At 72.4% G+C, this 11,729-nt stretch carries 8 protein-coding genes; 6 read left to right on the top strand and 2 right to left on the bottom strand.

Features of this window, described 5'->3' with window-relative positions; translation table 11 throughout:
* Positions 1 to 208: 208 nt before the first annotated feature.
* Positions 209 to 1,561: a histidine kinase gene (locus ABZ646_RS27730; protein ID WP_360524356.1), complete on the top strand. Its 1,353-nt coding sequence runs from the start codon at positions 209 to 211 to the stop codon at positions 1,559 to 1,561.
* A 15-nt stretch (positions 1,562 to 1,576) separates the two neighbouring features.
* Here ABZ646_RS27730 and ABZ646_RS27725 read toward each other — a convergent pair whose 3' ends face one another.
* Together ABZ646_RS27725 and ABZ646_RS27720 are read right to left on the bottom strand one after the other, a co-directional pair.
* Positions 1,577 to 2,110 (bottom strand): SUKH-3 domain-containing protein, encoded by a 534-nt coding sequence (locus ABZ646_RS27725; protein WP_360524353.1) that lies wholly within the window; start codon positions 2,108 to 2,110, stop codon positions 1,577 to 1,579.
* A gap of 66 nt (positions 2,111 to 2,176) precedes the next feature.
* Positions 2,177 to 2,713, bottom strand: coding sequence for a YwqJ-related putative deaminase (locus ABZ646_RS27720; protein WP_360524350.1), 537 nt, complete (start codon positions 2,711 to 2,713; stop codon positions 2,177 to 2,179).
* A gap of 297 nt (positions 2,714 to 3,010) precedes the next feature.
* On the opposite strand from ABZ646_RS27720, the gene ABZ646_RS27715 reads away from it, so the two are divergent.
* The 5 genes from ABZ646_RS27715 to ABZ646_RS27695 all read left to right on the top strand — a co-directional run bounded on the left by ABZ646_RS27715 (position 3,011) and on the right by ABZ646_RS27695 (position 11,627).
* A complete protein-coding gene (locus ABZ646_RS27715) occupies positions 3,011 to 3,994 on the top strand; it encodes an SMI1/KNR4 family protein (RefSeq protein WP_360524347.1) in 984 nt (327 codons plus the stop codon).
* Positions 3,995 to 4,002: 8 nt separating this feature from the next.
* Positions 4,003 to 6,636 (top strand): SUKH-4 family immunity protein, encoded by a 2,634-nt coding sequence (locus ABZ646_RS27710; RefSeq protein WP_360524344.1) that lies wholly within the window; start codon positions 4,003 to 4,005, stop codon positions 6,634 to 6,636.
* A gap of 262 nt (positions 6,637 to 6,898) precedes the next feature.
* Positions 6,899 to 7,771: a cellulose-binding protein gene (locus ABZ646_RS27705; RefSeq protein WP_360524359.1), complete on the top strand. Its 873-nt coding sequence runs from the start codon at positions 6,899 to 6,901 to the stop codon at positions 7,769 to 7,771.
* Between the two features lie 491 nt (positions 7,772 to 8,262).
* Positions 8,263 to 9,051: an ABC transporter ATP-binding protein gene (locus tag ABZ646_RS27700; RefSeq protein WP_360524341.1), complete on the top strand. Its 789-nt coding sequence runs from the start codon at positions 8,263 to 8,265 to the stop codon at positions 9,049 to 9,051.
* Entirely contained in the window at positions 9,048 to 11,627 is a 2,580-nt protein-coding gene (locus ABZ646_RS27695; protein ID WP_360524338.1) for an FtsX-like permease family protein, read from the top strand. The genes ABZ646_RS27700 and ABZ646_RS27695 overlap by 4 nt, the downstream gene beginning before the upstream one ends.
* Positions 11,628 to 11,729 lie beyond the last annotated feature (102 nt).

Below are 11,729 nucleotides of genomic sequence, written 5' to 3'. Positions count from 1 at the left end.
AGGGCCTCGAAGTCCTGGTACTTGCTGGGGGGATGTGCCATGGGCATACCGTCCGGGTGGAATGGCGGGTTCCGGAGTCGAACGGGGGTGGATCAGCAGTTCGAGGGTTTCCGGAGGGTTTTCGGGGCTGTTCGGTTACGGAGTGTGGTGGAGGGCAGTAGACGAAACTCACCGGAAAAGCCCACCCCCGCGCCCGTAGGCTGGACGCATGACCACGACGGGGGCAGACCACGCGACGGCCGTGACCGGGCCGTGGTGGTGGTCGCGGTGGCGTAGTGCGGTGCTGGACGGGGCGCTCGCCCTGGTGTCGGCGTTGGAGTGCGGCGCGGAGGGGATCCCGTTCGCGCGGGACGCCGGGATCCCGCTGTCGGCGGGGATCGTGTTCGGTTTGCTGGCCGGTTCCGTGCTGCTGCTGCGCAGGAAGTGGCCGATCGCCGTCGTCCTGGTCGCGATCGCCATCACGCCGGCCCAGATGGGCTTCCTGATGGGCATCGTCGGCCTGTACACGCTGGCCGCGGCGGAGCTGCCGCGCCGGATCATCGTGGCGCTGGCGGGGATGTCGCTGGTCGGCACGATGATCGTGACGTTCGTGCGGGTGAAGCAGGACATGGCGCGAGGGGATCTGACGCTGGGGGACTGGTTCGTCCCGTTCGCGGCGGTCACCACGTCCCTCGGGCTGACGGCGCCGCCGTTGCTGCTCGGGTTGTACGTGGGCGCGCGGCGTCGGCTGATGGAGAGCCTGCGGGAGCGGGCGGACAGCCTGGAGCGGGAGCTGCAGCTGCTCGCGGAGCGCGCGGAGGAGCGGGCGGAGTGGGCGCGCGGTGAGGAGCGGACGCGGATCGCGCGGGAGATGCATGACGTGGTCGCGCACCGGGTGTCGTTGATGGTGGTGCATGCGGCGGCGTTGCAGGCGGTGGCGCGGAAGGACCCGGAGAAGGCGGTGAAGAACGCGGCGCTGGTGGGGGACATGGGGCGGCAGGCCCTGACGGAGCTGCGGGAGATGCTGGGGGTGCTGCGTTCGGGGGAGACGGCTCAGCGTCGTACGGCCCCGGCGTCGGCTTCGGTGTCGGTGTCCGTGGTGTCGGCGTCGGCGTCGGGTTCGGTGCCGTTGGCGGCGGTGGGGGTGGCGGCCGCGGCGGCGGCTTCGCGGGTGGTCGAGGAGGAGGGGCCGTGGCTGTCGGAGCTCGATGTGCTGATCGGGCAGTCGGCGGCGGCGGGGATGGTGGTGGATCTGTCGGTGGAGGGGGATGTCCGCTCGTACGCGGCGGAGATCGAGCAGACGGCGTTCCGGGTGGTGCAGGAGGCGCTGACCAACGTCCACAAGCATGCGGCGGGCGCGAAGACGCATGTGCGGCTGGCGCACCGGGTGGCGGAGATCGCGATGCAGGTGGAGAACGAGCCGCCGCCGGAGCCGGCGTCGGCGGCGTCGGCCGGGCTGCCGTCCGGGGGGAACGGTCTGGTGGGGATGCGGGAGCGGGTGCTGGGGCTGGGCGGGGTGTTCGTGTCGGGGCCGACGGACGCGGGGGGGTTCCGGGTGTCGGCGGTGATTCCGGCGGCTTGAGGGGGTGTGGGTGGGTCAGCCGTGGGTGGTGAGGCGTTGGGGTTCGATGCCCGTGACGAGGGTGGTGAGGGCGTGGTCGATGTCGTGGCCGACGTACCAGTCGCCGGTGTGGTCGAGGGTGTAGACGCGGCCTTCGGCGTCGACGGCGAGCAGGGCGTGGGTGTCGGTCTCCGCCCCGAGCGGGCAGACCTCGGTGCCGAGGGCGCGGCCCAGGTCGCCGAGGGTGCGGGCGAGGTGGAGGCCGTGCAGCGGGTCGAGGTGGAGGGTGGCGGGGGCGACCTGGCGGCCCGTTCCGGCGGGGGTGATGTGCAGGCCGCCGAACTCGGCCCAGGCTTCCACGGCGGCGGGGAAGACGGTGTGCCGGTGTCCGGCGGGTGAGACGTGGTCGCGCAGGGCGTCGGCCCAGATCTCGGCCTGTCTTATGTCCCAGCGTCCGGGTTGCCAGCCGGCGGCGCGCAGGGCGGTGTCGACGGGCGCGGGGAAGCGCGACGGTGTTCCCCCGGGGCGGGTGAGGCCGAGACCGGGGGTCGAGGTGCGGTCGGCGTGCATCTGCCCTTCGTTCGTGTGTCGTGCGGGTGCGGGTGCGGGTGCGTCGTGTTGGTGTGTGGGCGGGTGTCAGTCGCCGTCGGTGGGGTCGACGACGCGGACGCCGAAGTGTGCGGTGAGGGCGGTGCAGGCCCGGCAGGGCGCGGCGAAGCTGCCGTGCAGGGGGTCCCCGTCCTCGCGTATCCGGCGGGCGGTGAGCTTGGCCTGCTTGAGGGCTTTGCGGGCCTCGCCGTTGGTCATGGGTTTGCGCAGGGCGCGTTTGCTGCGGGCGGCGTCGGCGGTGGTGATGTGCCGTGAGATGAGGATGGCCTCGGCGCAGCGGCCGGTGAAGCGGTCGCGCTGACCGCTGGGGAGGGTGTCGAGGAACTCCTGGACCAGCGGGTGCAGCTCGGGCGGCTGGTCGCCACGGGCGGCCGTGCCGGTGAGGGTGGCGCCGCGCACGGAGAGGGCGGCGGCGACGGTGGGCAGGATGCCGTCACGGCGGTGCTGGAGGGTGGGCGCGGACGGTATCCCGGTGCTGCTCCAGCCGATGCGCGGGTCGCCGGTGACGGCGCTGTGGGCTGCGCCGGGTACGGCGTTGTGAGGTCCCGTCTGTGTGGCGTTCATGATTGTCTTCCCCTCCCGGGCATCCCCCCGAAAGGCACAGACTGCCAAATCCCGTGGCGGGTGCGGTAGCTGGGGCGTCACGACACGCCCGGGTTTGGGCGGGCTGTCACGGCGGGGTGACGGCTGGTCACGAAGCGGAGGGCCGGTGACCGGGGTTCGCGTACCGCATAGGCTGTCGGCACCGCGATGGGCGCGGTCGACGCGTCTGGGACGTGGGAGAGACAGCCGGATACGGGCCGTGGCGCGCCGCAGGGGTGTGGTCCGGACTCGTACAGAGTGCCGCAGGGGGCAACCGTCATGACGACAGGTCGGCTCGGGCAGGCCGCGCCGCCGAACGCGGCCTATGCCGGGCAGGTCGTGCATTTCCCGGATCCGGTCCGGGCGGCACGTCACCCGAGAGGGGTACGTGTCGACGAGCGTGGCTACCCCGATTTCTCGCCCTACGCGCGTGCGGTGGCGGAGATCGCCGATCCGCCGGAGGGTTTCGGTGTCGACGAACTGCGGTTGACGGACTTCGTGTCCGCGAACGCGGTGCTGGCGGCTACGGGGCACGAACTGTGGGACACGGTGCCGGCGGTGGCGACGCCGCACGGCTGGACCTGGCACCACGTGGTGGGGTCGCGGCGGCTCGAGCTGGTTCCGGTCGAGGTGAAGGCGCTGCTGCGGCATCACGGCGGAGTGGCGACGACGCGGGTGGACCAGGGGAAGCGGGGCACGCGGCCGTTGCAGGAGACGCGTCCGGCGCACTTCGGGTTGCCGAAGTCGGGTGTGGCGGTGTCGGAGTCGCAGGTGCAGGGCGTCGAGGAGGACCTGGGGTACCGGCTGCCCGGCGCCTACCGCTCCTTTCTGAAGGCGGCGGGCGGTTGCGCGCCGGTGGGCACGGCTCTGCTCGCCGATCTGGGTCTGCTGGTCGACCAGCCGTTCTTCACGGTCCGGGACGAGGCGGCGGTCAACGACCTCGTGTACGTGAACAAGTGCCTGCGCGATCACCTGACCAAGGACTACCTCGGGGTCTGTTTCGTGCAGGGCGGTCTGGTGGCGGTGAAGGTGCGGGGCGAGCGGCCGGGTTCGGTGTGGTTCTGCGCGTACGACGATGTGCGCGACGTGGATCCTTCGTGGTCGCCGGCGGAGCGCGTGGAGCGTCTGTTGCTGCCGTGCGGTGAGGACTTCGACGTGTTCCTGTCCCGGCTGGCGGGTTCTCCGCCGGAGTTGGAGACGGTGGCGAACCTGATGGTGGACGGCGGTTTCGCGCATGCCGTTCCGGTCGGCTCGGGGGAGTGAGTTTCGGCATGGTGACGTTCGCGCAGGCGCAGGAGCGCGCGGAGGAGTGGATCAACGGGGACGTGCCCGGGTACCAGCACCGCGAGGTGCGGGTGCGGGAGTTCGGTCTCGGTTTCGTGGTGTGGGGCGAGGACCGCGCGGAGGGCCCGCGTTCCGATGCGGGTGGGCAGCGGCTGGTCATCGCCCGGGACAGCGGGGAGGCCACGTTGTGGCCCGCGCTGCCGGTGGGTGAGGTGATCCGCCGGTACGAGGAGGAGTACGGCCGTGAGGCGGAGGTCGCCGACGCGGTGCCGCCGCCCGCCGCCCGGGTGGACCTGAACCAGACGTCGTTCTTGTTGAGCCCGCCGGAGTGGCTCCAGGAGGCGGCGGACAAGCTGGGTATTCCGGATCGGCGGGCGGAGGGTTCCGAGGGTTCTGAGGGCCGCGGGGATGGGGGCGCGGCGGCGGCTGGTTCCGGCGCGGGTGCCGGGGCGACTCCTTGGGCGGGTACCGACACGAACGCGGATGCCGGTGACGACCGTTCCGTCCCGTTGCCCGCGACGGTGTTCGCGCCACCGCTGAGCGACGCGGGCGACGGCGCGCTCGGTGAGGCCGAGACGGCGCTGATGGCGGGTGGCAGTCAGCTGCCGCCGACGGCGGTGTCCCCGGCGCTCGACGACCCGAACACGCCGGGCGCGCGGGGTAGTGCGCCGGGGGCGCCTGGAGCCGCGGCGGCACCGCGCGGCAGCGCACCTCCGCCACCCCCACAGGGGCCCCCTTCGTACGGCTACCCGCAGGGCCCGGCCGCTGCGGGCGGGGCCGGTTTTCCGCAGGCGCCCGCGGGTTCTTCATACGGTTACCCACAGGCTCAGGCACCGGCTCCGGCCGCTCCCGGTTACGGCTATCCGCAGCCGCCGGACGGGGCTCCGCACGCGCCCCGGCCTCCCGCGGGTCCGGGTGCGCCGGGGCGGCCGCTCGCGCCGAACGCCGGTGACATAGCCGAGGCCGCGACGAGCAAGGCGGCGCCTCCGCCCCGTAGGGGGCGCGGCGCGGCCGGCGCGCCGCCTCCGCCGCCGGGTGCTCCGGGAGCCCCGGGTGCCCGTCCGGGGGGTGCGCCTGAGCCGTCCGCGCCGGCGGGCGGGTATGCGCCGACGCAGATGGTGTCCTCGGCGGGTCCGGGCGGTCCTGGCGGACCTGAGGGACAGGTGCCCGGTGCGCCGGGCGGCCAGGGCGGCAGGCCGCCGGGCGATGTCCATCACGCGGCCACGATGTTGGCCGACCCGAGCGGCATGGGCGGGGGCGCCCCCGGCATGCCCGGTGCGCCGAACGCTCCCGCCCCGGGTGTGCCGAACCCGCCCGGCGCTCCCGGAGCACCGGCCGCTCCCGGCGTACGCCCCGCGGTGGGCGCCCCGCAGCCCCCGCATGCGCCAGGCGCGCCTTTCGCCCCCGGCGCTCCGCAACCGCAGGGCGCCCCCGGTGGTGCGCACGGAGCGGTTCACCACGCGGAGACCGTGCTCGCCGCACCCCCGGTGGGTGTCCCGGGTGTCCCCGGTGTCCCTGGCGCTCCCGGTACGCCGCCGGGTGCCCCGCCGATGCCGCCGCCGATGCCGGCCGGTGCCATGCCGCCGCCTTCCGGGCAGCCGGTGCCCGGTGGGCCGCCGCCCGCGTACGGCTACCCGCAGCAGGGTCAGCCGACGGTCGGTCCCGGCTACCAGGCGGTGCTGCGCTACCGGGCGCAGGACGGCTCGGAGCAGCAGCTGATCCGGCGTTCGGCGCCGGGCACACCGCACCCGGAGTGGCAGATCTACCACGAGCTGCGGGCCATGAACGTGCCGCCGGACCAGGTGCTGGAGCTGCACACGGAGCTGGAGTCGTGCGAGCTGCCGGGTGCCTACTGCGCGCGGATGATCCGGGAGCAGTGGCCGCAGGCGCGGCTGGCGAGCATCGCGCCGTACGGCACGGACCACGCGAGCCGGCAGCAGGGGATGCGGCAGTTGCTGGCGCACCAGGGTGAGCTGCACCAGGTGGCCGCGGGTCCCGCGCGGCCCGCGCCGGTGCGGGCGCCGTTGCCCCAGGTGCAGGCGGCGCCGCCGATCCCGCCGGAGGCGATCGCGCAGGAGCTGGGCGCGGCGTTCGGTCCCGGCGTGTTCCGGTTCGAGCAGGCGGCGGTGTCACGGCAGGGCGTCCCGCCGATCGTGGCGCACACGCTGGTGGCCGCGGGGCTGCCGTTGGACATGGGGCCGTTCTTCTGGGCGCAGGCCCAGCCGGGCCGTCCGGTGCCGACGCTGGCGGAGCTGGCGCAGGAGCGCGGGGTGCGGCCGGCGCCGGACGCGGGGTCGTACCTCGTCATGGGCACCGACTTCGGCAAGGCGCTCTGTGTGCAGTACGGCACCGCGAACATCGTGGCGGTTCCGGTGGAGGCCGGGCCGGGCGGGACGTCCGTGCCGCCGCAGTTCGTCAACACCGGGCTGCCGGAGTTCGCCCGCTGCCTGGCGCTGCTGGGCCGGATGTGGCGGCTCAGGTTCGGCCTGAACCAGGAGCAGGCGGGTCGCTGGACCGTCGACTTCCAGGCTCAGCTGGCCTCCCTGGACCCGGCGGCGCTGGGATCGCCGGAGAGCTGGTGGTCGGTGCTGCTGGAACAGATGTGGGACGGGCTGCTGTAGGGCGGCGGCAGGAGAACGACCGGTGGGCCGGTCCGGACGGGTGTCCGGGCCGGCCCGCGTCGTGTTCCCGGAGGGCGCGCGACTGAACCCGTGCGCCCCCTGATGCGCTTGTGTGCCCAGGTGTGCCGTGGGGTGCTTCGGCCGTGACATCTCTGCGGAGTGTCGCGTTATGAACACTTACGTCCCATCCATCAAGATGTGCGCGAAATCATCATTTCTCGCGGTCCGGTGGAGAGGGGTTCCCAGGGTGAGCAACGCGTCGATGCCGTCGTACGGCTTTGCGACCGTCCGAGGGCGTGGCTACCGCCCCGAGCAGGTCGACTCGTTCCTGGCCGCGCTCTGCGAGGACCGGGACGCGGCCTGGGAGCGTGCCGCTCGGCTCACCGTGCTCGCCAAGGACATGGGTGCGGAGGCCGAGCGGCTGCGTGTCGCCGTCGAACAGCTCCCGCCCCAGTCCTACGAGGCCCTCGGGGACCGTGCGCAGCGGGTGTTCCGGCTGGTGCAGGACGAGGCGGCGGCCCTGCGGGACAACGCCCGGCGGGCGCTGACGGACGGCGCCGTGCAGTGCGAGGAGAGCGTCGAGAACGCGCTCAGGACGGCGCAGGAACAGGCCGACGCGCTCCGCGCCGACACCGAGGAACGCGCCCGCCAGCTGCTCCTCGCCGCGCGTGCCGAGGCGGACGACATCCGTATCGGCGCCCGCCTCGACGTCAAGGAGTGGCGCGGTGAGGCCCTGGCGGCGTTGCGCGAGGTGCGCCAGCGCACCACGGCGATGCTCGCGGAACAGGCCAGGCAGCATGCCGAGCGGTGGGCCGAGGCGGAGCGCGAGGAGGTCGCGAGCGCCGCCGCGGTCGACGCGCACAACGCCGAGCGCATCGCCCGCGCGGAGGCGGCCCTCGCCGAGGCGGAGCGGGCCCTGGAAGAGGCGGAGGAGTCGGCGCGCCGTTCGGAGGAGGAGGCGCACGCGCGGGCCGCCGAGATCCTCACGGAGGCGCGGCTGCGTGAGGAACGCATCGCGCGGGAGACCGAACGGGTGCTGCGCGAGCACGGCGAGACCTGGGACGACGTCCAGGCGCACATGGACCACATGCGGGACAGCCTCATGACCCTGACGGGGCGCGCGGCGGCGGAGTAGCGCGCTCACGCCCCGGAAGATCGCCGTGGTGACGGTGGTGAGGAGCAGGGTCTCCGCGGTCGACACGTCGGTTCCGAAGGCCGCGCGGGCGGTCGGCATGCGCTTGCTTCATCGGAACCTCTCTGGCCTCGGGTGTAATCCGCGTTGACCGTGGGGCGGGAGGCAGTTCCCGGGGTCGAGGGTGGAGCCGGACCCCTAGAAGGTCTCCACCCGGCGGTGGAGGACCCCTAGGGGGTTCTCCGTACTACGGCTCGGGGAGGGTTCGTACCCCCGGAGGACGAGACGGCGCCCCCGTCGTCCTTAACCTGGCTTTACGCCGCGGGGGGCGGCTGACCGAACCCGCGGAGGTGGGGTTTTCCCCCGGGAAAGACGGGGCTTCGCACCAGCGCGGAGCGACCCCGCCGACCGCGAGACTCATCGACGTACCGACCGCTTCGCAGCGGAGCACGGCACCGTGCTGTGCCTTCGCTGACCGACTTAGGAGACATACCGTGACATCGGCTGTGACCATTCCCAGGCACGGGGGTACTGGAGGGCGTACGGCCGTTGCCGCGCGGGCGCGGCAGGTCGTCAAGGCGTACGGGTCCGGGGAGACCCGGGTCGTCGCCCTGGACCACGTCGACGTGGACATCGCGCGGGGGCAGTTCACCGCGATCATGGGCCCCTCGGGGTCCGGCAAGTCCACCCTGATGCACTGCCTCGCCGGGCTCGACACCGTGACCAGCGGTCAGATCCACCTGGACGAGACCGAGATCACCGGCCTGAAGGACAAGAAGCTCACCAAGCTGCGCCGGGACCGGATCGGCTTCATCTTCCAGGCGTTCAACCTGCTGCCGACGCTGAACGCGCTGGAGAACATCACGCTCCCCATGGACATAGCAGGCCGCAAGCCCGACAAGGAGTGGCTGGAGCGCGTGGTCACCACCGTGGGGCTCGCGGACCGGCTCAAGCACCGCCCCACCCAGCTCTCGGGCGGTCAGCAGCAGCGCGTGGCCGTGGCGCGCGCCCTCGCCGCCCGTCCCGAGATCATCTTCGGTGACGAGCCGACCGGGAACCTCGACTCCCGCGCGGGCGCGGAGGTCCTCGGCTTCCTGCGCCGCTCCGTGGACGAACTGGGCCAGACGATCGTCATGGTCACCCACGACCCGGTCGCCGCCTCCTACGCCGACCGCGTGGTCTTCCTCGCCGACGGCCGGATCGTCGACGAGATGTTCGAGCCGACCGCCGACACCGTCCTCGACCGCATGAAGGACTTCGACGCCCGGGGACGCACGTCATGACCGTCCTGAAGACCTCGATGCGCAACTTCTTCGCGCACAAGGGCCGGATGGCCCTGTCGGCGGTCGCCGTGCTGCTGTCGGTGGCGTTCGTGTGCGGCACGCTGGTGTTCACCGACACGATGAACACGACGTTCGACAAGCTGTTCGCGGCCACCTCGTCCGACGTGACGGTCAGTGCCGAGAGCGCCTCCGACAGCGGTCAGACCACCTCCGACAACGGCAGGCCGCCGGTCATGCCCGCCTCGGTGGTGACGAAGGTCCGCGCGGCGCACGGTGTCGAGACGGCCGAGGGCACGGTCTTCTCGACGTCCGTGACCGTCGTCGACGCCCAGAAGGACAGCCTGTCGCCGTCCAGCGGCGCGCCGACCATCGTGGGCAGCTGGAACTCCAACGACGCCCGCACCATGAAGATCACCTCCGGTGCGGCGCCGAAGAACGCCGGCCAGGTCATGGTGGACGCCGACACCGCCGACAAGCACCACCTGAAGCTGGGCGACGAGATCGGCGTGATCAGCGCGGTCGGCACCCACACCGCGAGGATCTCCGGCATAGCCGACTTCACCGTCACCAACCCCGGTGCCGCGATCTTCTACCTGGACACGAGGACCGCGCAGCAAACCCTCGTCGGACGGACCGGTGTCTTCACCAACGTCAACGTGACCGCGGCACCCGGCGTGACCGACCCGCAGCTGAAGCGGAACGTGCTCGCCGAACTCGGCACCGCCTACAAGGTGCAGACCGCCAAGGAGAGCGCCGACGCCAACCAGAAGGACGTCGAGAGCTTCATGGACGTCATGAAGTACGCGATGCTCGGCTTCGCCGGGATCGCCTTCCTGGTCGGCATCTTCCTGATCATCAACACCTTCTCCATGCTGGTCGCCCAGCGCACCCGCGAGATCGGCCTGATGCGGGCCATCGGCGCGGGCCGCCGCCAGGTCAACCGCTCCGTGCTCGTCGAGGCACTGCTGCTCGGCCTGGTCGGCTCGGTCCTGGGCGTCGGCGCGGGCGTCGGCATAGCCGTCGGCCTGATGAAGCTCATGGGCTCCATGGGCATGCACCTGTCGACCAGTGATCTGACGGTCGCCTGGACGACTCCGGTCGTCGGCCTCGTCCTCGGCGTCGTCGTCACCGTCCTCGCCGCCTACCTGCCCGCGCGGCGCGCCGGCAAGGTCTCCCCGATGGCCGCGCTGCGCGACGCGGGCGCACCCGCCGACGCCAGGGCGAGCCTCGTACGCGCCCTGGTCGGCCTCCTGATGACCGCAGGCGGCGGCTACGGCCTGTGGCTGGCCTCCACCGCCGACAAGGCCAAGGAGGGCTCGCTCTGGCTCGGCCTCGGCATCGTGCTCTCCCTCATCGGGTTCGTCGTCGTCGGCCCGCTGCTCGCGGGCGGTGTCGTACGGGTCCTGGGCGCCGTCCTGCTGCGGATGTTCGGCCCCGTCGGACGCATGGCCGAACGCAACGCGCTGCGCAACCCGCGCCGCACCGGCGCCACCGGCGCCGCCCTGATGATCGGCCTCGCCCTGGTCGCCTGCCTCTCGGTGGTCGGCTCCTCCATGGTCGCCTCCGCCTCCGACCAGCTCGACAAGACCGTCGGCACCGACTTCATCATCCAGTCCGACAGCGGCCAGCGGGTCACCCCGCAGGCGGTCAGGGCCGTCAAGGACGTACCCGGCCTCGCCCGGGTCACCGAGTACCGCACCACCACCGCCGACTACACCACCCCCGACGGCAGGACGCTCAAGGACACCGACATCACGGCGGCCGACCCGACCTACGCGACCGACCTGCGCACCAAGACGGTCGCCGGCGACCTCAAGGACGCCTACCTGCCCGACTCGATGTCCGTGCACCAGAAGTTCGCCGAGGCCCACGGCATCCACCTCGGCTCGAAGATCACCGTCAGGTTCAAGGACGGCGGCACCGCGCACCTCACGGTCCGCGCGATCACCAGCAGCGACGTCGTCATCGACCAGGGCGCCAAGTACACCTCCATCGCCACCCTCGCCCAGTACGTCCCGGCCGACCGGATGCCGCTCGACCAGCTGGTCTTCGCCACCGCCAAGGACGGACAGCAGGACAGCGCCTACAAGGCGCTCAAGACCGCGCTGCACGACTACCCGCAGTACACCGTGCGCGACCAGACCGACTACAAGCAGGCGCTGAAGGACCAGATCGGCCAGCTGCTGAACCTGATCTACGGCCTGCTCGCCCTGGCGATCATCGTCGCGGTCCTCGGTGTCGTGAACACCCTGGCCCTGTCGGTCGTCGAGCGGACCCGGGAGATCGGCCTCATGCGGGCCATCGGACTCTCCCGCCGCCAGCTGCGCCGCATGATCCGCATGGAGTCCGTGGTGATCGCTCTGTTCGGCGCCCTGCTGGGCCTCGGACTCGGCATGGGCTGGGGCGCGACGGCCCAGCAGCTGCTCGCCCTGCAGGGCCTGAAGGTCCTGGAGATCCCCTGGCCCACGATCACCGGGGTCTTCGTCGGATCGGCCTTCGTGGGCCTGTTCGCCGCCCTGGTCCCGGCGTTCCGCGCGGGCCGCATGAACGTCCTGAACGCGATCGCGACGGACTGACGGGACGCGGACCCAGACCACCGCATACGGGGGTTGCGGGGGAACGCCCGGCGCCGGGAAGTCCTGGAGCACGTCTTGGACAAGGGCATCGTCATCGCCGGC

The sequence above is a fragment of the Streptomyces sp. NPDC007162 genome, from assembly GCF_040634175.1.
Taxonomy (GTDB): domain Bacteria; phylum Actinomycetota; class Actinomycetes; order Streptomycetales; family Streptomycetaceae; genus Streptomyces.
Note: the sequence above shows the minus strand (reverse complement) of the source record. Positions and strands in the feature narration are given on the sequence as shown.